Origin of the sequence: Aminivibrio sp. (genome assembly GCF_016756745.1) — a bacterium.
Taxonomy (GTDB): domain Bacteria; phylum Synergistota; class Synergistia; order Synergistales; family Aminobacteriaceae; genus Aminivibrio.
This window is the reverse complement of sequence record NZ_JAESIH010000050.1, coordinates 16,907-39,707: the sequence shown is the minus strand read 5'-3', so window position 1 is coordinate 39,707 and position 22,801 is coordinate 16,907. Positions and strand designations below refer to the sequence as shown.

23 protein-coding genes and 2 tRNA genes are annotated in these 22,801 nt (G+C 57.4%); 1 reads left to right on the top strand and 24 read right to left on the bottom strand.

Annotated elements, in window-relative coordinates:
- Positions 1–95 precede the first annotated feature (95 nt).
- The 16 genes from JMJ95_RS07840 to JMJ95_RS07765 all read right to left on the bottom strand — a co-directional run bounded on the left by JMJ95_RS07840 (position 96) and on the right by JMJ95_RS07765 (position 15,088).
- Positions 96–593 carry an adenosine-specific kinase gene (locus JMJ95_RS07840; protein WP_290684292.1) on the bottom strand — a complete coding sequence of 166 codons (498 nt, stop codon included), beginning with the start codon at positions 591–593 and terminating at the stop codon, positions 96–98.
- 93 nt (positions 594–686) lie between these two features.
- Complete coding sequence (locus JMJ95_RS07835; RefSeq protein WP_290684289.1) at positions 687–1,520, bottom strand: HAD family hydrolase; 834 nt, start codon at positions 1,518–1,520, stop codon at positions 687–689.
- Positions 1,521–1,640: 120 nt separating this feature from the next.
- Positions 1,641–2,048, bottom strand: coding sequence for an OmpH family outer membrane protein (locus JMJ95_RS07830; protein ID WP_290684286.1), 408 nt, complete (start codon positions 2,046–2,048; stop codon positions 1,641–1,643).
- Positions 2,049–2,177: 129 nt separating this feature from the next.
- Entirely contained in the window at positions 2,178–3,797 is a 1,620-nt protein-coding gene (gene pseC, locus JMJ95_RS07825; protein WP_290684284.1) for a UDP-4-amino-4,6-dideoxy-N-acetyl-beta-L-altrosamine transaminase, read from the bottom strand.
- Entirely contained in the window at positions 3,794–5,332 is a 1,539-nt protein-coding gene (locus JMJ95_RS07820; RefSeq protein ID WP_290684282.1) for a carbon-nitrogen hydrolase family protein, read from the bottom strand. The genes pseC and JMJ95_RS07820 overlap by 4 nt, the downstream gene beginning before the upstream one ends.
- 4 nt (positions 5,333–5,336) lie before the next feature.
- Complete coding sequence (locus JMJ95_RS07815) at positions 5,337–5,795, bottom strand: YhcH/YjgK/YiaL family protein (RefSeq protein ID WP_290684279.1); 459 nt, start codon at positions 5,793–5,795, stop codon at positions 5,337–5,339.
- Positions 5,792–6,730 (bottom strand): ArsA family ATPase, encoded by a 939-nt coding sequence (locus JMJ95_RS07810; RefSeq protein WP_290684276.1) that lies wholly within the window; start codon positions 6,728–6,730, stop codon positions 5,792–5,794. Before JMJ95_RS07810 ends, JMJ95_RS07815 begins: the two co-directional genes overlap by 4 nt.
- A gap of 13 nt (positions 6,731–6,743) precedes the next feature.
- Positions 6,744–7,034 carry a hypothetical protein gene (locus tag JMJ95_RS07805; protein WP_290684274.1) on the bottom strand — a complete coding sequence of 97 codons (291 nt, stop codon included), beginning with the start codon at positions 7,032–7,034 and terminating at the stop codon, positions 6,744–6,746.
- A 22-nt stretch (positions 7,035–7,056) separates the two neighbouring features.
- A complete protein-coding gene (locus JMJ95_RS07800) occupies positions 7,057–7,248 on the bottom strand; it encodes a 2-hydroxymuconate tautomerase family protein (RefSeq protein WP_290684272.1) in 192 nt (63 codons plus the stop codon).
- Between the two features lie 217 nt (positions 7,249–7,465).
- A complete protein-coding gene (locus JMJ95_RS07795; RefSeq protein WP_290684270.1) occupies positions 7,466–7,963 on the bottom strand; it encodes a hypothetical protein in 498 nt (165 codons plus the stop codon).
- A 113-nt stretch (positions 7,964–8,076) separates the two neighbouring features.
- Positions 8,077–9,876, bottom strand: a complete 1,800-nt coding sequence (locus JMJ95_RS07790; RefSeq protein ID WP_290684268.1) for a phosphodiester glycosidase family protein — start codon at positions 9,874–9,876, stop codon at positions 8,077–8,079.
- A 912-nt stretch (positions 9,877–10,788) separates the two neighbouring features.
- Positions 10,789–10,986, bottom strand: coding sequence for a hypothetical protein (locus tag JMJ95_RS07785; protein ID WP_290684266.1), 198 nt, complete (start codon positions 10,984–10,986; stop codon positions 10,789–10,791).
- 158 nt (positions 10,987–11,144) lie between these two features.
- A tRNA-Arg gene (locus JMJ95_RS07780) sits at positions 11,145–11,221 on the bottom strand.
- A 14-nt stretch (positions 11,222–11,235) separates the two neighbouring features.
- Positions 11,236–11,330: transfer RNA gene (locus tag JMJ95_RS07775), tRNA-Ser, on the bottom strand.
- Positions 11,331–11,397: 67 nt separating this feature from the next.
- Positions 11,398–12,468, bottom strand: coding sequence for a SurA N-terminal domain-containing protein (locus JMJ95_RS07770; RefSeq protein WP_290684264.1), 1,071 nt, complete (start codon positions 12,466–12,468; stop codon positions 11,398–11,400).
- Positions 12,469–12,547: 79 nt separating this feature from the next.
- Positions 12,548–15,088: a DNA polymerase gene (locus JMJ95_RS07765; RefSeq protein WP_290684262.1), complete on the bottom strand. Its 2,541-nt coding sequence runs from the start codon at positions 15,086–15,088 to the stop codon at positions 12,548–12,550.
- A gap of 117 nt (positions 15,089–15,205) precedes the next feature.
- Between JMJ95_RS07765 and gltX the strand changes: the two genes are divergently transcribed.
- A complete protein-coding gene (gene gltX / locus JMJ95_RS07760) occupies positions 15,206–16,531 on the top strand; it encodes a glutamate--tRNA ligase (RefSeq protein ID WP_290684260.1) in 1,326 nt (441 codons plus the stop codon).
- 85 nt (positions 16,532–16,616) lie between these two features.
- Here gltX and JMJ95_RS07755 read toward each other — a convergent pair whose 3' ends face one another.
- Genes JMJ95_RS07755 through JMJ95_RS07720 form a run of 8 tightly spaced genes read right to left on the bottom strand, consistent with a single transcriptional unit; the run spans position 16,617 to position 22,793 of the window.
- Positions 16,617–17,267 (bottom strand): 4Fe-4S binding protein, encoded by a 651-nt coding sequence (locus tag JMJ95_RS07755; RefSeq protein WP_290684258.1) that lies wholly within the window; start codon positions 17,265–17,267, stop codon positions 16,617–16,619.
- Between the two features lie 16 nt (positions 17,268–17,283).
- Positions 17,284–18,282, bottom strand: coding sequence for a respiratory chain complex I subunit 1 family protein (locus JMJ95_RS07750; RefSeq protein ID WP_290684256.1), 999 nt, complete (start codon positions 18,280–18,282; stop codon positions 17,284–17,286).
- Positions 18,269–19,504, bottom strand: a complete 1,236-nt coding sequence (locus JMJ95_RS07745) for a nickel-dependent hydrogenase large subunit (protein ID WP_290684255.1) — start codon at positions 19,502–19,504, stop codon at positions 18,269–18,271. Before JMJ95_RS07745 ends, JMJ95_RS07750 begins: the two co-directional genes overlap by 14 nt.
- 11 nt (positions 19,505–19,515) lie before the next feature.
- Positions 19,516–20,070 (bottom strand): NADH-quinone oxidoreductase subunit C, encoded by a 555-nt coding sequence (locus tag JMJ95_RS07740; RefSeq protein WP_290684253.1) that lies wholly within the window; start codon positions 20,068–20,070, stop codon positions 19,516–19,518.
- A complete protein-coding gene (locus JMJ95_RS07735) occupies positions 20,070–20,534 on the bottom strand; it encodes an NADH-quinone oxidoreductase subunit B family protein (protein ID WP_290684251.1) in 465 nt (154 codons plus the stop codon). Before JMJ95_RS07735 ends, JMJ95_RS07740 begins: the two co-directional genes overlap by 1 nt.
- 11 nt (positions 20,535–20,545) lie before the next feature.
- Entirely contained in the window at positions 20,546–20,884 is a 339-nt protein-coding gene (locus JMJ95_RS07730) for a hydrogenase (RefSeq protein ID WP_290684249.1), read from the bottom strand.
- A complete protein-coding gene (locus JMJ95_RS07725; RefSeq protein ID WP_290684247.1) occupies positions 20,884–22,449 on the bottom strand; it encodes a proton-conducting transporter membrane subunit in 1,566 nt (521 codons plus the stop codon). Before JMJ95_RS07725 ends, JMJ95_RS07730 begins: the two co-directional genes overlap by 1 nt.
- The gene (locus JMJ95_RS07720; protein ID WP_290684245.1) at positions 22,446–22,793 is read right to left on the bottom strand and encodes a sodium:proton antiporter; all 348 of its coding nucleotides are present in this window, start codon (positions 22,791–22,793) and stop codon (positions 22,446–22,448) included. The genes JMJ95_RS07725 and JMJ95_RS07720 overlap by 4 nt, the downstream gene beginning before the upstream one ends.
- Between the last annotated feature and the right edge of the window lie 8 nt (positions 22,794–22,801).

Genomic DNA, 22,801 nt, shown 5'->3' with positions numbered 1-22,801 from the left:
GCATGAACCGGGCGGGGGAAAAGAAAAAACGGCAGGAGCAGGAGAAGGAGCAGAAAATTTTTTAACTGCATCATGCAGACCGGAGCTCGGGAGGATTACCTTTTGTAGCCGATGACCGAACGGAGAAGGTTCTTTCTTTTTTCCGCATCCTCACCGTTTTCCACCCCCCTGGGAACATACCCGTCGATGACTCCCGCGATGCCTCTCCCCTGGTCGCTCTCGCACACGATCACCTGGATGGGGTTCGCCGTGGCGGCGAAAATACGGCAGACTTCCTGGCAGTCCTTGATCCTGTTGAGAACGTTGATGGGATACCCGTTTCGGAGAACCACAACGAAAGAATGGCCGCAGGCTGTTTTTTCCGCGTTCGCCGTGGCCACAGCCACCAGATCATCATCATTTCCGTCTTTCCGGATGAGGCAGTCTCCCGAAGCTTCACAGAAAGCGATTCCGAAACGAAGAGAAGGCGAAGATGTTACGAGGGCTTCGAAAAGATCTTCCACGGTCTTGATAAAGTGGCTCTGCCCAAGGATGATATTGCAGTCCTCGGGGAACTCTAGCTGCACAAGGGACCACCTGGTGATTTCCGGCATGGCTGTTTCCCTCCTCGTGTAATGTGCCGCTGATTTACGAACTCTGTTTTTGACAGGAACGTGTTTTCTTTTCCTGCAAAGGGAAAGGTGTCTCTATAATAATACAACAGGGGAGGCGATTTCGTAACGGCTCCCTTCCCACTCCAGCAGCCAGTCCGACAGGGCCGCGAATCCATGCCGGGCCACCGACGGCATGATGACATGGGCGACTTTCAGTACTTCCTCTGCCGCGTCTTCAGGGACGGCCGCGATATGGGCCGAAGCGAGAAGCTCCAGGTCGTTGTGATGGTCACCCGCCGCCACAACCAGTTCCGGCCGCTCCGGGAGGGTTTCGATCCAGGAGGCCAGGGCCGCTCCCTTGGATACTCCCGCAGGCAGGATGTCAAGAAAGCTTCCTCCCGCCTGAACCACCTCCGCTCTGCCTGAGAACCGGCTTTTCAGTTCGTGCTGGAGGGTTCTGATACAGCCGGGAACGCCATGGAAAATCACCCTGTACACCATGGAAGGGGAAGAGGGGCTTTCCATGGTATTATCCACCGGAACTCCGGAAGCGGCGAAAAAGTCACTGGTCATCACGTCGCTGTGCCGGCAAAAGGCCCTCTCGTCTCCGATGATCTGGAGTTCCACGGGGTGGTGCCACCCTGCCGAGACGATTTCCAGGGCAAGGGCGGGATCCATGGGGGTCTCGTATAGAGCCTTTCCGCTGAGGGGGTCCATCACCCTGCCCCCGTCATAGACTATGGCGGGAAGGGAGGAGCCGATCGCCCTGATATGCGAAATCGCCGTTGCAAGAATTCTTCCCGTGGCCACCATGAGGCTCCAGCCATTTTCCCGCAGGCGGGCGCAGGCAAGCTCCACCTCGGGGGACACGGTCTCTCCCCGGGAAAGGGTTTCGTCAATATCTGTCACAAGCAGTTTCAATGCCATTATCTCACTCTCCAAAAGAAAAAAGGAGACCGGGACGACCCCCGTTCGCGGGGGAGGCCAGCCTCCGTCATTCTCTGCTTCCTCATGGCCGCCGAAGCGGTATGAGGGTCAATTCCGATTCTATTTCTTCGCCGCGTTTTTCTTGAGCTCCTGGATCACGTCATCGGTAATATCGATGCCGCCGAAGTAGACCGCCGACTTCTCGATGACCACGGTCACATTCTTGATCTTCGCAACGGTACGGACCGCAAGCTCGGCCTCTTTGAAGATAGGCTGCATGAGCCGCTGCTCTTCCTGGGCAAGCTCGTTCCTTTTCGTGTTGAAAATCTGGGCTTTCTTGTTCTGGTCGGTTTCCTTGTCAACGGCTAGCTTCATCTCGTTTTCCTTCGTCTTACTTATCTGCTGAAGCTGCTTCGTCACGGCCTCGAATTTCGGATGCTGGAAAACGATCTTCTGGGAATCGATCACGCCGATTTTTTCCTCGGCTGCTTCCACGACGGAAGTAAAGACGACGAAAAGAACCGCCATTAAAAGAAAAACTCCCAAACGCTTAACAGAAAACATACAACTACCCCCTCGATACGTCGCTGAAATATCTGACACGGTTGAGATTGTAGCGGTAATCCGCACGAAAGTCCAGGTAAATTTACGGGTATATCACCTGGCTTCGGCGATGCGGCGTATTTCCTCCCCCACCCGTTCTACGTCGTCGTCTGTCAGCCCGTAATACATGGGAAGACTTATCTCCCTGGAATAGAAGGCCTCCGCCCGGGGAAAATCACCCTGCTTCCAGCCGAAATTCTTCCTGTAGTATGGATGGAGATGCACCGGCGGGTAGTGAACCATTCCCCCGATGCTTCTCTCTTTCAGTTTCAGGATAAATTCCTTCCGCCGTTCCGCCGGTACCTGGAGAGGATAGAGATGATAGGCATGCCCCTCGTTGCGGGGAGGGATTTCCAGGCCCGGTACAGAAGAGAAAAGACCGTCGTAAAGGGATGCGATCTCCTTTCTTCGGTTCACGAAACGGTCGAGCTTCTTCATCTGGCTCAGTCCCAGGGCGGCGTGGATATCGCTCAGCCTGTAGTTGAAGCCGAGAGCCTGCATCTCTGTGGACCATGGCCCGTCGGGTTTCCCTTCCATTTTCGACGGGTCCTTCGTGATGCCGTGGGTACGAAAAAGCCGGAGCCGTTCGGCATATTCGTCAGAATCGGTGGTGACCATTCCCCCCTCGCCGGTGGTGATGTGCTTCACCGGGTGAAAGCTGAAGGCGGTGAGGTCCGCCTCCTTTCCCACGGGAATCTTTCCTCTCCTCGCGCCGAGGGCATGGCATGCATCCTCGACGATGACGGCGCCGCACTCTCCCGCCGCTTCCCGAAAGGCGGCCAGGTCGGCCGGATAGCCCGCGTAGCTCACCGGGGCGATCACTTTCGTCCTGGAAGAAATCATCTCCCTGGCCTGTTTAGGATCAAGGCAAAGGGTGGACGGATCCATATCCGCAAAGCGGACGGTCCCCCCGAGATAGAGGGCGGCGTTGCTCGTAGCCGCAAAGGTCATGGGAGAAGTGATCACTTCGTCTCCCGGTCCCACTCCTGCCGCGAAATAGGCCCCGTGGAGGGCGGCAGTGCCGTTGGCGAAGGCCACGGCATGGCGGGTCCCCACATACCCGGCGAATGTTTTTTCAAAAGCGTCCACCGACGGCCCCTGGGTGAGCCAGTCACCCCGGAGCACCCCGACAACGGCCTGTATGTCTTCTTCATCGATATATTGATGACCATAGGACAGAAATTTCATTTCCTTCACCCTTTCTTCACCGCCGCCTGAAAAGCGGCTCTTTCTGCGTTCAAGGAAATAATTCGTGAGGAGCCGGGCGCACTCCCCCTCCAGAACTCCCCTTCGGACAACGCACCTGTGATTGAGCCTCGAATCGCGGACGATGTCGTACAGGGTACCGCACGCCCCGGCCCTGGGATCGGCGCATCCGTAGACAAGACGGTCAACCCTGGCCAGAACGAGGGCCCCGGCGCACATGGGACAGGGTTCCACGGTCACGTAAAGGGTACACCCCCGGAGCTTCCAGGATCCCATGGCCTCCGCCGCTCCCCGAAGGGCAAGGATTTCCGCATGGGCCGTCGGATCCTTTTCTTTCCGGTTGCTTCCGGTGGAAAGTACCTCTCCGTCCCGCACCACCAGGGCGGCGATGGGAACGTCTCCCCGCCCGGCGGCTGCTTCCGCTTCTTCCAGGGCCAGGGCCATGAACCGTTCATCCCTGTCGTTCATGGAGAGCCTGAATAACCTTCATCGGCGACGAGGTCGCCATAGGCTGAGGGCAGCCTGCCGGAAACGATGTTCGTCCCGGGCACCACTGTTTTTCCGCGGCTTTCTGACCTCCGGATCATGGCGGACACCGCCTGGTCCCCTCCATCGAGGGCCTCCGCCAGCACCGCGCCGGAAGGACCGGCGACAAGAACATCATCACCGCCGTGAAAATACAGCAGGAAAATCCTGTTCTCCGCAGCCCTGGTGCGGGCAATCTTAACGGATGTCTCCCGGGGACGGATCCCGTCCCCGTACCACACCGCCACTTCCGCTCCTCCGAGCATGAAGCATCGCACCGGTTCAGGGTTCCAGCCCTCATCCCCGCAAACCGCGCCAATCCTTCCGACAGGTGTATCCAGAGGCTCGAACATTTCCCCGGAAAAACGGCCGATCACACCGTCCGCTGAAAACACGACGGTTTCCCTGCCCTCCCTTGCCGGACCGCTCAGTACTGCGATGACGTCGCTTCCAGCAAGAAGGCAGGAGAGTTTTTCCGCAACCCCGCTGCATCCTTCCTCCTCCATGAAGGGCAGGCAGACCAGTCTGTTCCCCTGGTCCGCCGCCCGCACAAGAAAACGGGACGCCTTTTCGAGAAATTCCTCCCGCCCGGCGGCAGTGAACCGGCACAGAGCGGCGAACACCTCGTCCCCTGCAGAGGTCAGGGGATCGAACTGGGCGAGGTAGGCGCCGGTGAAAACCGTGTCCGCCGTGAGAATGGAATAGAGCTTCGGGGTACGTCCGGGCATCGGCGGACGGGGGGCCTCCAGGTCGGCCTCGGCCACCAGAACGCCTTCCGCCGACGAATCCAGGGACGCAACGACATTCCCCAGCGGGTCGATCAGGCGGCTGCCGCCGCAGTTCAGTACGGTTTCCGCCTCGAGCCCCACCTTGTCGGCCACGGCGATCCATACCCCATTTTCCGCAGCCCGGGCGGGCAGCATGTATTCAAGCTGGGGATTGGACAGGGTATCCCTGTTTCGCCCCGTAGAAGTAAGGTTTGTCAGGTCGAGAATCAGCCTCGCCCCCTTCAGGGCAAGAATGCGGCTGATCTCTGGAATCCGTCCGTCGGCGCAGACCATCATGCCCACTCGGCCGAATTCCGTATCCGCCACGGGAAAGGAGCTCCCCGGCAGGACATACCGCCCATCGAAATGCCAGAGGTTCGACTTGAAGGTCCGCAGCAGCTCCCCCCCGTCCGGCCCCCAGAGGACCGCCCCGTTGAACAGGGCCCCCCCTTCCTCCAGAACGAGCCCCGCAGCGAGATGAATTCTCCGGTTGGCGGCGTAGCCGGAGAAAACCGGCCTGGGGTCGGCTTCCCGCCACGATGCTGCCGGATCCTCACCGCCGAGGTAGTATGCAGGGAAAAGGGCCTCCGGCATGAGTACGAGTTCCGCCCCTCCGGCAACAGCCTCGTCCGCCAGCACAAGCGCCCGGTCAAGAGCTTCTTTCCACCTGGACACATCCAGGGCTCTGGACTGAACACACCCGATCTTCAAGGCTTCACCTTCCTTCAAGGGCCGCCTTGACCACTATTTTCCTAACCCGGCCGCCTGCTCCCATGGTTATGCATCCCTTGTGACCGTCCCAGGGAAAGAAGATGAAAAATCTGTCGGGTCCCCCCCGAAAGAAAACGCCGTCTCCGGAATAGGTACGGCAGTCCTCCTCTGCAGAATAGCCGGACAGAGGTTCGAGGTCAGCCTCGGGGGCATAGCCCACCCACTCCTCTCCCTCGAGGGCTATGTGGATGTCGGCGTACTTCCTGTGGGTCTCGAAGGGTTCCTCGGAGGAGGACCGGGTTTCTCTCACCTGGACGAGCAGAAAAGCATCATCCCCTTCGATGTCCGTTCGTCCCTCCGGCAGGGACTCCAGAGGCCGGGACGCGAGATATTCCAGAGACCTTCCGAGGCTGCCGCCGAGGCAATAATAGGTGCCAAGCCTGTCCAGGGTGTCCGTTATCATGAATCAAGTCCCCCCATCAGGGCGGAAATCCTCTGAAGCTGGTCCATTCCCTGGATATCGTCGTCCAGCATGGGAAGCTCGACGATAGTCATGGAGGAAAAACGGCTTCGTATCTCCCGGAGGTATCCTTCCTGGGAAAGCCGCTTCTTCTCGAGAAAAGGCCCCGCATCGGGAGGAATAACTTTGTTCACCACCACGCCGCCCACGGCAATTCCGTGCCTTGAAAGAAGCTCCACCGCCCTGGCCGTTTCCAGGATGGGGAGCTTCTCCGGGTTCAGCACGAAGTAGAATACCGAGGTTTCGCGGTCGGTGAGGTATTTCCTCGCCAGGGCAAACTTGTCCTTCCGGGCCGTAAGGGTCCGGATGATGGGGTCGTCGGCTATCCGCTCGGCCAGAGGCTTGTCGTATCTGGCCGCCATTTTCATCAGGTTCATGGCTTTCTGCCGTTTCTCTATGAGATGTTCAATCCAGGCGCCGAGAATTTCGGGAAGGGTCAAAAGCCTGAGAGTATGACCGGTAGGAGCGGTATCGAATACTATGGCGTCATAGTCCCTACCCACAGATTCCATGAGCTCGATGAACTTGTCGAAGATAGCCGCCTCCTCGGCTCCGGGAGACATGTAGGCGATCTCGATCTGCCGCTTGATCTCGTCCACGATTGCCGCGCTGACCAAGTCGAGCATCTTGTCCTGGATCGATTTCATGTACTTTTTCGCCTCCACCTCGGCATCGATCTCGAGGCCCCAGAGGTTCGGGGCCAGGGGAGCCGTCTGGAAGCCGATGGGCTTGTTGAAAGCGTCGGCGAGGGAGTGGGCCGGATCCGTGGAGACCACGAAGGTCCGCATCCCCCGCGCAGCCAGTGAAAGAGAGTAGGAAGCAGCGCAGGAAGTCTTCCCTGTGCCGCCCTTTCCTCCAAAGAACGTAAATTGTTTCATGGTCCGCTTCACCTCAGTCGAAATCATATTGGGCGGCCTTTTCGGCGATGATGAACTTTCTGTTCTGGATCCTCCGTTCCCAGGGTTCCAGATCGTCCGCCACGTACGGAAGAAGTTCGAGCATGTAATAGGACATGGGGTTCGGTATGCCGAGGAAATCACCGAACAGAAGCAGCATGAGATTGTCGTTGATGTCGAAGGCCTCTTTTCGGACAACGGCCATCCGCTTGTCAACGAACGTACCATGGTTGAAGAGCACGAAAAAATCCCACCCCGTGCGGAGTGCTTTAAGGAATTTATTCATGACATTCCGTCCCGGAAGGGAGCTATTTCCCCTTGTCGATATTCAGCACTCCGGCAACAGCCATGTTCTCCCTGGGCATATCGTTGATCATTATCCTGACCACGTCCCGCCCCACGTCCAGAGCCCTGCAGATCGCATCGGTCACCTCTGCGGCGAGTTTTCTTTTCTGATCCACGGAACGTCCTTCGAACATGTAGATATTGACTATGGGCATGGAAACCGCCTCCTCTTCTTTCATTGAAGATTACTGTATTTCAGGATGAAACGCAACGGAAGGCATAATCCTAAATCAGCAAACTTTTCAGTCAGAGGGAGTGTCGCTCCGAACATAAGGTAAATTCGCCCCCCCGGCCCAAGCCGGCATCGGTGACGCTGCCGGCGGATTTAGGAAAAAAAAGCCCGGCTCAAGGCCGGGCCGTTGCATACTGGAACTACTTCTTCTTCGGAGCAGGCTTCTTTGCGGGAAGCTCGCCGGTGGCGTAGGGATAAGCCTTGAAGGGAATCATTTCCTTGGACATCTTGACGAACTCCCTGCCGGCGGCGTCGTATTCCGTGGACTTGATCACGTTGCCCACCATGTCGTAATGTTTGATGTAGGTGACGGCAAAGTCCTTGCCGTCGGCGGAATACACGTAGCCATACTCGGTGAAGTAGAGACCGGAAGCGGTCTCCTGGTCGATGGCGAATTTCTCCACGATGAGATCGACGGTCTTTTTCTTCTCTTCGGGGTTGGTGTAGTATTTCCGAGTACAGGCAAAGTAGCCGTCATCGTTCTTGCCGTAGTTCACAAGGTACCACTGCATCTTGTTTACATCCTGACCTAAGTTTACCGGCTGGGGGGCTGCCGATGCGAAAGCCGCGGAAACCGAGAGTACAAGGGCGAGAAGTGCGAGAACAAAAAGGGTGATAGGGCGGAACTGTTTTTTCATTTGACTGGTACAACTCCTTCCGTATTTTTTTCTTTTCTTGTGTCGTGTAGTCTACCATAAAACGGCATATTCGGTTTTTCTCCACGGGATTATTCACATTTTCAGTTTTCCCGTCAGTTCCCTCCCTTCGGGAAAGCACCGATGCCGTAGCTTACAGGCCTTTCCCTTCCATCGGAGAGAACGTTCATGATCCTCCCTCCCGCATAGAGGGTTGAAGAGCCGCCGCCGTCGAGGTTCAGAGCGTAGGACACACCGTTTTTCTTCAATAACTCCGCCGTTTCCGCAAGGGTGAAGCCCACGCTGTGGACCGCATTGCGGCCGTCACCGACGAAGAAAAACCACTGGCCTTTGCCTGTGAGGCCTATGACAGACCTCGGATGGCGCTTGTTCACTATGGAATCGTTGAGATTTTCCGTTTCCATGGAAAGGGCGCCCTTTCGCACAAGGAAGGGACCTCCCTGGATGGCATTGGTCATGGATGTCCAATAGGGATCCCCGTCATTCACCGTCTGGACGATTCTGATACGGTCCCCCGGGACTATGGTTTCGGCGAAACGGGCCGGGGTGCCGTAGACGGCAAGGACCCGTTTCCCCGAAGGAATGGGACCCCCTCCCTCCCGCCGGACCTCCGTGCAGATATCGCCGTCGAGGACGACCTCCACCACGGGACCGGGAAATACCGGGGTACATTCACCGAAATGCCTGGTAAAGATCACCACGCCGTCTCCTCTGACCGTCCTGTTCAGGCCGGTGACATCCATGAACCCGCCGCCGGGAAAATGCACTTCGGCTCTCCATTCCATCCGGCCGAAGGCAGCCTGGTTCTTCCCGTTCCAGGCGAGAACGGTCCTCCCTTTATAGGGAGGATTCACCATGACGCCCCTCTCGATGATGGCGCCGATGGGTGCTCCCCGCTCCTTGCCGCTGATGCTGAAATACCCGCCGTTGATGGCTGCTATGGCTCCCGTGGTCATAGAGCTGAGGGGAGCAAGGGTGTACAGGCCTTCCGGAGCCAAGACGGGTCGGATGTCGAACCGGGCGGGGTCCAGTATGACCATTATCCAGAACCGGGGAGCCCCCGGAGTGTCCCAGCTTACGGGCGAGGCAAAAACCACCCCTTTCCTGCCGAGGCTTTCGCAGGCGGCCAGGAAGTCCCGGATGGGCCCGTAGGTGTCGAAAAGAGCAGACCTGACCCGCCAGTCGTAGTTCCGGCTGTCCACCGTTCCCTTGACCCCCTTGCCGGCCAGGGCATCCCGGAACAGTTCCGCCTCCTCCCTGGATTCGAAACCGTCGGCCGCCGCCCGCCACTTCGGTGGCCGGTCGTGGAGTCCTTCCCTGTGCACCTGCACCGTCATTCCCTTCACTGGGGAATACTTCACGGAGAGGGACAGACCTTTCCCGGCAGCCCGGACGATGGCGGCGATATTCTGCGCCTCCTTCGGGGTAACCTTTTTCGAGGGGCCGAAAGCGGTAACCCCTTTTTTCAGCAAGGGGGGATTCATGTTCAGGGCGGCCGCCAGGTATCCCCTTTCGAGAGGCTTCAGGCTTCCCACATCCCGGAAGGGCAGAGGCGCCCCTGAGAGAACATCGGCAACGGAGGCAAGCCCCAGGCTGTGGACGGCGAATACGATGGCTTCCTTCATGGTGATCGGGGCATCGAGCCTTCCCTCCGGAACAGGGATCAAATCGAGTTCGAGGGCCACCCTGACCATGTTTTTTTCACCTTCTGGAGCTGCAAAGCCTCTCGCCTGGAAAAGCTGGGTTATGAACGCGTCCTTTCGAACGGTCTGGGCTCCAAAAGCTTCTCCGGCAAACAGAAGGACCAAGATGAGGAGCACAACAACGGAACTCTTTTTCAGAGCGCGGTACGAATAGGAACGGAGGCCGAAAAAAGTGGTATTTCTGAGGGACATGGGTATTCTCCTTGAATGAACAGCTCGTTTCGGACGGGTTCATTTCAGCCGGATTCGCAACGAAGTATAACAGACGGCAGGTGCGGAGGATATACGAAAAAAGGCGGATCCGGTATCTGGGGAATATTGATGGCAGTTCTTAAATGCCATTCCCAGTCGCGATTTGATTGCGGTGAAGGGGACACTATAGGTAAAAAGGAACAAAAAACGGCCCCCAAAACGAGGGCCGTTCCTTTTAAGGAATAGGTTATTTCCCTTGCATTTTCTTTTCTCCTTCTTCCCGGTTTGAACGGGTTCCGAAAATAAACGCTCCGACCAAACTTGCCAGGCCCGATGAACTTAAAAAAGTACCGGAGAACGGGTACCCATGTAATATAACCAAACCACCCACGGTAATTGTTACCACAGACACAATTAGAGCGCAAATAATACCAGCAGTACTATCCCTTGCCCGCGAGGAAACAACTTGTTTTTCTATTGTGATCCTGTGAGCACTCTGGTTCTCAGCCATTACAATAATTCGATCTTGCGGCTCCTGGAACAATTTCATCAGACTTTGCAAGTATCTCTGGTAAACCTAAATCCGCAGGTTTTTCAGGCAGAGGGAGTGTCGCCGGGCATAAGGTGAATTCGCCCCCCAGGGGCGAAGAGATTATCCCCTGGGGGACAGCGCCCGGGCCGAGAAACCGACACGGATGTCGGTTTCACAAGCAGGCAACCGGCGAACGCAGGGAGCCGTGTTGATCGCTTGGGCAGTTGTCAAGGACGACAATCTGCACCCCCCGCCCAAGCGTTCCCCGGTGACACTCCCCGCTGGGGCGCGGATTTAGGGTAAAGGAAGAGGTCCACTATAAAAGGCCTCTTGATGTACGATTATGTACGATTTGGGATGTTGGCTTTTGTGGTGGAGGCTTATTTGCCATCAAACGATTTCATAGCAGATTTAATATCGTTTCCGACAACACGCCAATCACAGGCAATTGCCTTGGCATCAGCCTCTTCTGGAGTTTTTGATTCGTTATAGATGGTAAGGGTCGCCCCCATATCCAAAACTGCTGCCATCCCACCAATGAAACTCGGGCTTGCAAAAAGGAAGTCGGTCCTATTCATCCCTATCCCCTCTTTCGAAAGAAGAGAATCTTACCCCTTGTTTAGAGTCAAGAAAAAATTACCTAGGCTTTCACACTCATACGAATTAGGTGAGTACATATTGAGTACGGGTAAAAAAAACGGCTTCCCGTATAACTACGGGAGGCCTTGATATCCAGTGGCGCGCCGGACAAGATTCGAACTCGTGACCTGCGGTTCCGTAGACCGCCGCTCTATCCATCTGAGCTACCGGCGCCTGTCGGTTGTTGATGGCGGTGGGTGAGGGATTCGAACCCTCGAGGGAGGTTTAAGCCCCCCTACTCGCTTAGCAGGCGAGTGCCTTCAGCCTACTCGGCCAACCCACCACAATCGCGGAGTCTATTCTATTAAGGTACGAAACTTATGTCAATAGCCTCAAAAATGTCTGTCAGCTTACTTCTTCTCTTCTCCGCCTGCGGGAACCTGAACATCGCCGCTCTTTTCCTGCGAAGGGGCAGGTTCTTCAGTCTTTGCCTCAGGCTTGGGGAAAAGGTCGTGGTCGTGAATGACGATGTTTACCCTTTCCCTGAGTCCCCTGAAGAAATTGGACTGGGCTTCCCGACTCTTTTCTTCCGTAAGGAGGGACTTCACGTCGCCGCTGACTTCTTCGAAAGGAGCGGTTTTCTCCTCTACCTTTCCACGCTTCACGGCGATGAGGATGTCGTTGCTTGCGATCTCCACCGCGGGGCTCACCTCGCCGACGGCAATGTCCGCCAGGGGGGCCAGGACGTCCCTGAAACTGGACTCGGGGACGAAGACAGGCCCGCTTTCCGGGGTCTTCTCGATCACGTCATCGGATGTCACGGTATCCACGGCCTCTTTCCATTCCTTCCCTTCGGCGAGGAGGGCAAGAAGCTTGTCGGCTTCTTCCTTCGTCTTCAGTCGGATGAAATCCATGGAGTACCCTGCGGGTGAATGGAAGAAAGGAAGCTTCAGCTTCTCGTAGAAATCCTTCACTTCCTCGTCCTTCACCTCGGGAGTACCGACGGCCTTTTCCATGAGCTTCTTCTGGACGACCTGCTGGGCTATGCTCTCACGAAAGGCGCTCATCTTGATCCCGGAACGGTCAAGATACTGCATGAAGGCTTCCTTGGTGGGGAACTGTTCGCTGATTTCCTTCACGGCGGCATCGATTTCCTCCTCCGTCGCCTTCAGCCCGGATTCTTCGGCTTCCTTCGCGAGCCGTGAGACAAGGGCGATGTTCTCCAGAGCCGCCTGGTAGAGACGGGGCAGGTCAGCCGAGGTTACATCCCCGATGTTCGCCCTCTGCACGTAGTTGCGGAGCTGTTCGTCGAGCATGGAGCGCATTACCGCCTTGCCGTCTATTTCTGCAACGATGTAGTCTTCACCGCCGGATGAGCTTCTTCGGGGACTGTTAAAACCGTACATTCCAAAAATAGACAGGACGAAAAGGACGACGATGGCGATCATAATCCAGCGGACCTGAGACCTCAGGGTTCTCATCAACAAGGGACATCTTCCTCTCTTTCTGATTTCCGGATTCCAATGGGGTATTTTACCATAGTATGGATCAATCGAGACGTCAGACTTCGGCGAGACTGCTCCCTGTTTTCGACTCAACCTTCAGGGGCACGGCAAGATCCGCCGCCCGCTCCATGATCCCCTCCAGCGACCGCTTCACATCTTCCGCCTCGCCTGAGGGGCATTCGCAGACCAGGGAATCGTGAACCTGGAGGACAAGGCGGACCGTTCCTGAAGAGGGAAAGGCTGCCGCGAAGTCCACCATGGCCTTCCTTGCGATATCGGCCGCCGTTCCCTGGATGGGCGTGTTTACGGCCACCCTCCGCAGGGCATCCCTGTCCCTGGGGCTCACGGACACTTCGGCCAGGGGACGTATCCTCCCCGCCAAGGTCCGGGCGAATCCTCTCTTCCTGGCATCGTCATAACTCTTTTCCAGGTAGTCCTTTACACCAGGCAAAGCTTCGAAATACCTGCGGATAATCTCTGAGGCCTCCCGGCGGCCTATGCCCAGTCTCTGGGCAAGGCCGAAGGAGCTCATGCCGTAGAGCAGCCCGAAGTTGATCATTTTCGCCACCCGGCGAAGCTCCGGCGTGACGAGGGCGGGGTCAGTGGAGAAAACCCAGGACGCCGTCTCCGTATGGATGTCCCTTCCCTGGGCAAAGGCATCCAGCAGCCTCTTGTCACCGCAGAGATGGGCCAGCACCCGGAGTTCGATCTGAGAATAGTCCGCCGCCACGAAAACATTCCCTTCGCCGGTGGGGAGGAGTCCTTTTTTTATCCTCCCGGACCATTCTCCGAAGGAGGGCAGGTTCTGGAGATTGGGGTCCCTGCTGCTGAGCCGCCCCGTTCCGGTTACCGCGGGCTCGAACACGCCGTGGATGATTCCGTCCCCCTCCCGGGCCGCCTTCACGAGGGGCTGGACGAACCCGGAGAGCATCTTCGACAGCTCACGGTACTCGATAAGGAGATTGGGAACCTCGTCATAGGGCCTTCCCATGGAGGAAAGCCCCTCGAGGACAGAAATATCGGTGGAGTATCCCGTCTTGGTGGTCTTCCCCGCAGGAAGTCCCAGTTTTTCAAAGAGAAGCCACGCCACCTGCTTCGGCGAATTGAGGTTGATCTTCTCCCCTCCCCTGGCGGTGATTTCCTCCTCAATGCCCTTCAGCCTTGAAGAGAGGTCAGTCTCGAGAGCGCTGAAAGCGGGGATGCTGCATCCTATGCCGTGCCTTTCCATGTCAACGAGGACAGGAATGAGGGGGAGGTCCGTCTGCTCCATGAGGGTGGAAAGGCCCTCGTGGTCAGCTATCTCGCCCGCGAGTTCCTCGAACCTGACGGTAAGAAACCGTCCCTTTTCCGCAGGAGAAAGGGAGGCATACTCGGTGAAAAGTCCCTCGGGATGATGGACGCCGCCGTCAGGGTGCAGAAGGTAATGGGCGGTCTTGAAATCCAGTACGGAGGAAGGCGGGAGAAATGAGCTTCCAAGACAGGCCGCAGCCTCCTTGTAGTCCGGTAGCAGGACCTTTCCTTTTCCCCTTCCGGCCAGGGCCGAAAGGGCTTCTTCGCTGATTTTCCCGGCCGTCTCTCCGTCAGGCCCGGCAAGGTAAAACTCCTCCAGGGAAAGGCTGACGGGGTATTTGCCGATGATGACGGGGATAAAAACCCAGGAAGGAATGGAGCGTTTTTCGCCGCCGCTTCCCCTCGAAAGCAGTTCACCGGCAGGCGCCGCTACCTGTTCGCGCCCTTCTCCGGAAATCATCTTCCCGGCTATTTTCTGCAGCCCGAGGGATTTGCATCTTTCCAGGAATCCTTCCCTGTCGACCTCCCCGGGAAGGAAATCCCTGAGATCCTCCTTTGTATCGCAGAGAAGAGTCACCAGTTCCCTGCTCCGGTAGGCCTGTTCCCTGTTTTCCTCGAATTTTTTCCTCAGCCCCGGTTTGAGGGACTCAAGCCGGTCGTAGATGCCGTCGAGACTTCCGTACTGAGCGAGAAGAGCCTTTGCTGTTTTCTCCCCCACGCCGGGAACGCCGGGAACATTGTCCGCAGTATCGCCGAGAAGGGCAAGGTAGTCGGTCATGGCCGAAGGAGGGAAGCCGTATTCCTCCACAAAGCTCCGTTCGTCCACCCGTCTGAAGGAGGTGATTCCCTTGCCGGGGCGGAGCACGGAAAGCCCCGGCCCCAGGATCTGGAGGATGTCCTTGTCGGATGAAAGAATCAGGGTCTCCAGGTGTTCCGCGGCGGCAGTGCACGCCGTGGAGGCGAGAACGTCGTCCGCCTCCACGCCCTGCCGCACCACCACCGGTATGCCCAGGAGGGACAGAAGCTCGAAAATGAGGGGAAGCTGGACTTTGAACTCCGGGGGAGTGGGTTTCCTGCCGGCTTTGTAGTCTTCGTAGGCTTCGTGGCGGAAAGTGGGGCCGGGGGCGTCGAATACCACACCGCACATGTCGGGTTTCCATTCTTCCCGTACTTTCTGGAACATGTTGAAAAAACCGACCACGGCGTTCGTGGGCGTGCCGTCCGGGGCGGTAAGCTCCGGGAGGGCGTAGAAGGCACGGAATGCAAGCCCGTGGCCGTCGACGAGAAGCAGTTTTTTCCCCTTCATGGGGATCACATCCTTTTTCTTTTTGGTCCTTTTCGGCCTGACTGGGTTATAATAACCCATTGTCGGGATTCATGCACAAAAGAGTTCTGCACTATCCAACGTCAGGGAGGAACGAAAATGACGGATACGGTAAGGGTACGATTCGCTCCGAGCCCTACGGGGGCGCTCCACATCGGCGGAGGGCACACCGCCCTGTTCAACTGGCTGTGGGCCCGCCACACGGGCGGAAGGTTCATTCTCAGGATAGAGGACACCGACCGGGAACGGTCCACCAAGGAATTCGAGGAAACAATCATGTCAGGCTTGCGCTGGCTCGGCCTCGACTGGGACGAAGGCCCCGACGCGGGAGGCGATTACGGCCCCTACAGACAGTCCGAGCGCCTTCCCTTGTACCACAAGTATGCAGATCAGCTCGTCGAGGAAGGGAAAGCGTACAGGGAAGGAGATGCCGTCATCTTCAAAAACCCCGAAGGCGTGAAACTTGCCTTCGACGACGTGGTTTACGGCCATATCGAGGTCATGAGCGAAACCCTGAAGGATACGGTTCTCATAAAAAGCGACGGAATGCCGACCTACAACTACGCCGTCGTCATCGACGACCACTGCATGGGGATCACCCACGTCATCAGGGGCGAGGACCATATTTCCAACACTCCCAAGCAACTCCTTATCTATGACGCCCTCGGATGGGACTATCCCGCGTTCGGGCATCTTCCCATGATCCTCGGGAAGGACAAGAAAAAACTCTCCAAACGCCACGGGGCGACCAGCGTCTACGAGTTCCGTGATATGGGCTACATGCCGGACTCTGTCTTCAACTTTCTCGCCCTTCTCGGCTGGTCTGCCGGGGAGAACAACGAAATTTTCAGTCGGGACGAAGCCGTCGCCCTCTTTGAACTTTCCAGGGTGACGAAGCGGCCCGCCGTGTTTGACATGGAAAAACTCAACTTCATCAACCAGGAACACATGAAGCGCCTCGATCCCTACACGAGACTCGAGCTTGTGGAACCCTTCTGGAGAGAGATGGGACTTCCCGTAGACGATCATTCCAGGGAATATCTTGCCCAGTCTCTCGTGGTGCTCTGCGGAAGGGGACAGACTGCGAAAGAGGCTGCGGGCTACTCGGATTATTTTCTTTCCTTTGAAACGGTAAAGGCCCGGTATGACGGTTCGGATGTGGACGAAGCGAAAAGGGAGATCCTACGGAAATTCTACGGGGAACTCCTCGCCCTTCCCGAATGGAAAGCCCACCCCCTGGAAGAGTTCGCACGGACGTGGAGCAAAGAACATTCCGTCAAGATGAAGGACATCGCTATGCCCCTGAGGATGGCTCTCACCGGAATGAAGGTCAGCCCCGGAGTCTTCGAGGTGGCGGAGCATCTCGGTCGGGATGAAAGCCGGAAGCGCCTCGCCCATTTCGGATTCGTCGGATCGGAAGGCTAGAAAAACTCACCGGAAGGGAAAAAGGGAACGGACCGGGAATTTCCCCCGGTCCGTTCCCTTTTTCCCTTCCGTTCCTGCAGACGGCTTACTTCCCGTCTGCAGGAACGTCGACTTCCACTGGCTCCACGGCATCCTTCGGGCAGACTTCGGCACATTTCCCGCAGCCGATGCATGCCGATTCGTCAATGACGTGAGACTCCTTGACCTTTCCGGAAATGCAGCCTACGGGGCAGTTTTTGGCACATTTCGTGCAGCCGATACACTTGTCCGACATAATCCTGTAGACCGTCTTTTTCTCCGGCTCGTCGGCGGCGCCGGCCTTCGGCCCGGGCTTGCCCGTGTCCGTAGTGACCTGGGCCTTCCTGTCGTAGGAGGAGATGAGGTATTCAGACGACATGGTGAGGCACTTCACCGGGCAGATCTCGGTGCACTGAGCGCAGAAGCAGCAGCGATCGTTGTGGATCCGGATCTTCTTCTCTTCGGGAAGAAAGACCGTCGCGTTCGCGGGACAGACCTTGATGCAGAGCTTGCAGCCGATGCATGCCGATTTGTCGTAGTTCACCCTCCCGCGGAATCGTTCCGTCGTTTCCACGGGCGGGTTGAGTTCAATCTCCCCGTCCTGGGCCGCCTGAAGGGCGTCCGTAAGTGAATCGGGCATTGCCTGCACGGGGAAGGGGTTTGTCACCGTCTTTTCACAGACCTGCCTGAGCAGAAGCAGAGCCATCCGGTTAAGCATTCTTTCCTCCCCCTTTCTAGATTACCAGATCCAGGGATGCCAGGATCATTCCAGCGATGGAAAGGCCTGCAACCTTGATCAGGTAGAATTCGGACGCCTGCCAGATCTTAAACCGGCCGAAGGCCGTCCGCATGAAGGTGACAAAAATGATCTGCACCACGAAGACCTTCACCCAGAACCAGAGGAAATCGAGGGCATAGAGAAAAATGCTCCCGAAGCCGAGGAAGGAACCGAGAGACCACGGGAAGAAAATGGCCGTGATAATGGCCGCCATGGCAGTCGCTCTCAGGGCGAAGGTAATCTTGAACATGGCGAGGTTTGTGCCGGAATACTCGATAACGAGTCCTTCCAGTATTTCCGTTTTTGCCTCGGGGATGTCCATGGGTCCCTTGCCGGTCTCGCCGGGGACCACAAGCACAAGGGCGAGGAAGAGGCAGAAAATTCCCAGGAAGCCCACTTTGCCCACAACGCCCCACACAGACATCCCGGCAAAGGTCTCAAGGCTGAAGGGCTCGCCCGGCATCCCGGTCTTGTAGGCGACGTACGCGAGGGTACTGACCACCACCGCCAGGGGAAGCTCGTAGCTCATCATCAGGATCATTTCCCGCTGGGCGCCTACGTTGGCGATGGGGTTTCCGCTGGCGAATCCGCCCACGGCCATGGCAACGCCGGACAGGCCGAGCAGGTAGATGACGAGGATCATGTCCCCTTCCCCGCCCAGGATGGGAGGAAGTGAACCGATGGGTATGTAGAGGAACACGAGCAGCATGGTGGCAGCGGCTACCCAGGGCGCGCCGTTGAATGCCCAGGGCACCGCCCGCCGGGGAACGATGTTTTCCTTTCCCATCAGCTTCACCAGATCAAGGAAGGGCTGGAAAACGGGGGGGCCGATCCTCCGCTGCATCCTGGCATGAACCACCCGGTCCACTCCCTCGAAAAGGAAGGCGAGGGCAGCCACGAGGAGCATGAGCGCCGCGCCCGCAATGAGGCGCATAATAAGGCTAACGACCACCATTCTGCATCAGCCTCCTTGTTTTCTCTCTGCACTTCTCCAGCAGCTCGGCCCGGGTGACCACTTTCCGGGCTCCCGTCGAGCTGTCCGTGACCAGCATGCGCTCCATGCAGGAGATGCAGGGGTCGATGCTGTTGATAATGAGGGGCGCGTCCGCAAGCTCGTTATTCCGGAACATGAGGGGCCAGGAAACGGCGTTGGCGTATGTAGGGGCCCGAACCTTCCACCAGGTTACGTTTTCATCTCCGCCCTTGAGGTGGACCACGTGGGTATCGTCGCCCCGGGGCGCCTCAATGGAGGCCCAGCCGGTGCCCTCGGCTTTTTTGAGGAATGCGAGAACCTTGTTCAGGTTCTTCTCCCACATGATGTCCCCCTCAGGGAGACCAGCCATGATCTTGTCGATGATGTCGAGAGACTGGTAGACCTCGTGGACGCGGACAAGAAAGCGGTCGAACACATCGCCGTAGGCCTTTCCGTAGTAATCCTGGGGAACCACGGCCCGGACGCCGATGTCGCCGTACGCTTCGTAGGGAGAACTCTCCCTGAGATCGCACCGGACACCGCTCGCCCTCGCGGTGGGGCCCACGGCGCTGTAGCGGATAGCCTCCTCGTAGGTAAGGACGCCCACGTCCCGCAGCCTTGCCTTGGCGATGGGGTCTGCGGTGACCACGTCGTAGAAGGGAGCGAATTCCTGCTTGTAGTACTTCACCATCCGCTTTACCGCCTTAGCGAGCTCGGGGGTAACATCCCACCGGACGCCGCCCACGGTGGCCACACCGTAGTTCACCCGGTTTCCGGAAAGGACTTCGAGAACGTCCATGACCTTTTCCCGGAGGGCCATGCCCAGGTGGAAGGCGGAGTCGAACCCGATGGTGTAGCACGCTACGCCTGCCCAGAGCATATGGGAGTGAAGCCGTTCCAGTTCAAGAACAAGGGAGCGGATGTACTGAGCCCTCGGCGGCACGGGGACCGAAGCCGCATCTTCCACGGCCCGCAGGAACGCGATGACGTGGCTGAAAGAGCAGATGCCGCAGATGCGCTCCGAAAGATAGATAACCTGGATCGGGTTGCGGTCCCTGGCCATGAACTCGATTCCTCTGTGGATTGCTCCGGGGCGGACCGTGGCGCCCACGATCTTTTCGCCCTCGAGGTCCAGCCAGGCGGTAACGGGTTCTTTCAGGCCGACATGCACCGGACCTATGGGAACTGTATATTTTTTCTCCATGACTTCCCCTCCTAGGAAAGCTCCCGCACGTCGTTCGCGGAAGGCCCGGTCTCGTCCCTGCGCCATGGCTTGATGGACTCGTCCCAATCCTCGGGAAGGAAGACGAGAGCCTTGTTCGGCAGGCCGTCAAAGTCCACGCCGAACATTTCGCGGGTCTCCCGCTCGCTGTACTCCACCCCGGGAATCCGAGAGAAAAGGGACGGCATGACGAGGTCTTTCTTGTCCACCGGAACGGCAACGGCCACGCCGATGCGGTTCCGTCTCCCGGCAACCTGGAAAAGGGTGAAGTGATAGTATAGAGTCACCACGTCCCCGTCGTCGTTTCCGGAAATAATGTGGAACTGGGGAAAATCGAATTCGGCCAGGGTGTCCACGAAATCAAGGAAACGGTCTTTTTCAACCTTCGCCCAGATGTCATGATGGCACACGGTATCGTCCTTTCCGGCTTTCCTCTCACGGACTTCGAGTACCGCTTCCTCCCCGAAGACGGAACGGATGCGGTCCGCGACTTCAGCCGAAGATTTTGCAACCGTGGTATTGTCCACGGAATTCATAGGAAATCTCATTATTGCCCCTCACCCGCTTTCTGAAGGTCGCCCCTGAGGCGTTCGAGCTTCAGCACTGCCTTGGCTACCCCTTCGATGATCGCTTCGGGCCGGGGCGGGCATCCGTGGACGTAAACATCCACCGGAATGATCCTGTCCACCGGACCTACGAGATTATAGGATTTGTAGAACACGTCTCCGGAGGCTCCGCAGTTTCCCACAACCACGACCGACTTCGGGTCAGGCATCTGGTTGTAAATCCTGAGAAGCTTTTCCTTCATGAACTTTGTCACGGGACCCGTGACGATCAGCACGTCCGCATGACGGGGCGTCCCCACCAACTTCATGCCGAGCCGTTCGATGTCGTACCTCGGGCTGATGGTGGCAACAATTTCGATGTCACACCCGTTGCACGAACCGGAATTGCAGGTGGTCACCCACAGAGATTTCGGCAGGATTTCCAGGTATTTTTCGAGCTTCAACATGGGCCGACCTCCTACACCAGCAGAATGAACACGGCCATAAATGCGACGGAAAGGACGTAATATCCCAGAATATCAGTCGCTATGCCTGTGTGCATTCCGAGAAGCCCTTTGTAAAACGGTTCAAGGGCCTTTCTGTAGCCCCAATATGCGGAGGAAGCGGGAACGGAAAGTTCCGCCCCGTCCTCGGGGACCTCGTTTCCTGACCAGTAGATTTCATCCTGGTCGGTACCTTTTTTGAAATCAGACCTGCCCTGGGCGCGCAGCCAGAGAATGTAAAAGGCCGCCACGGCGAAGAAGAGAATCCACGCCCCTACGTCCCAGTAGCCGAATCCGGTATAAACCTTTCCCATCACATTCCACCTCCCATGATGGCGCCGATGTATCCGCCCTGGTCAACGAGAGCCCTGGCCGCCGGCTCCACAAGGTTGGAAAGAGTCCAGGAGGGGAACAGGGTGGCGCCGAGAACGGCGACCGTCAGTACCGCCATTCCTGCCAGCATGGCGGGAGGAACTTCCCGGACATGGAGAAGACTGTTCTTCTCGGGGCCGAGGAACGCCGTCTGGAAGACCTTGACGAAGGACGCCAGGGTAAGGACGGAGGTCATGATAGCTACCACGGCAAGAGACGGGTGAACGGCGAAGGACGACTCGTAGATAAACAGCTTGGAGACGAACCCGTTGAAGGGGGGAAGTCCGGAGATGGCCGCCGCCGCTATGACGAACATAAAGGTGGTATAGGGCATCTTCCTTGCAAGCCCGCCGAGTTCATTGAGATCCCTCTTGCCTGTGGCGTAATAAACCGCGCCTGCGGCAAGGAAGAGAAGGGCCTTGTACATCGTGTAGTTGAAGATGTGGAACACGCCGCCCTTGATGGCGGTGAAGCCGTAATCGGCCATGCTGCGGGCGTCGCCGAGGACGAGAAGTCCCACTCCAAGGCCCAGGAGCATATACCCCACCTGGGAAACGGAATGGTATCCCATCAACCTTTTGATATCATGCTGGACCACCGCCATGGAGACGCCGAAGAACATGGAGGCGAGGCCAAAGATGATGATCATCCAGGGAACGAAGGTGCTGCCCATGGCCACTCCGTAGATGGAGAAGCATACTCTCATCAGACCGTAGAGCGAGGCCTGGCTTACCGCCACCAGCAGGCAGGTCACCCCTGTGGGTGCTTCGGCATAAGCATCCGGAAGCCACATATGCATGGGGAAAGAACCGCACTTCATGGCCAGCGTGCCTATAAGGAAGACCAGGGCCAGCTTCTCCATGAGGCCGAACTTGAGCAGGCTGCCGATGGCCGCCATGTTCAGGGCATTGTATTTGCCGTACAGGCAGCCCGCCGCGATCAGGAAGACCATGGAGCTCACTTGCGAGATGAGGGCGTATTTGAAGCTTGCCTCCACCGCCTCCGCTCTGTCGCGCCAAAAGGCTACCAGGCCGAAGGTGGCGATGGAAGAAATCTCTATGAATATGAAGAAGTTGAAAAGGTCTCCCGTCACCATCATGCCCAGCATGCCGAGGGTGAGAAGGAAGTAGAGGGAGACGAAGCGGCCCAGGCCCGTGAATTTCTCCATGTAGTTCATGGAGAAAAGCGCTCCGGCAAGGGAGGCGATGGCGCCGCATACAGCCATGAAGGCGCTGAAGGAGTCCACCTCCATGATGATTCGGATTGGAAGGGCCATGCCCGAGGGCAGGGTAAGATTGAAACTTTCTCCGCCCATCACGTAGACGGCCGTTCCTCCGGCGAGAACATGCCTCCAGAGCAGAAGAGCGATAACAAGGACCAAAGAGGAAAGTCCTGCCAAGAGAACGTTTCTCGCTGTTTTCCCCGCCTTGGAGACGAGAGGGGCGATAAAGGCACCGAAGAGAGGGACAATCAGCAACAGCGCGGGAAGGTGATCGCTCCAGTTCATCCTCTCAGCCTCCTTATTTCGTCCACATTAAGGGTCCCGTAATGCCGGTAGAGAAGTATAATGATGGACAGAAGCAGAGCCGTGGTGGCCAGGGCGATGACGATGGCGGTCAGGGTCATTGCCTGGGGTGTCGGAAGCACCATGACCGTTCCCTCACCGGCGAGATAGTGAATGGGAATTGTTCCTCCGGCACGGTACCCCAAGGCGACAAGAAACAGGTTGACCGCTGAACTGATGATGCCGATTGCGATGGCGATCTTGATGAGGTTTTTTTCCATGAAGATCGTCACCAGGCCGGCCAAAAAAAGAAGACCGACCAGGAAAAAAGGCGCGTTAGCAATCACGGCCAAAC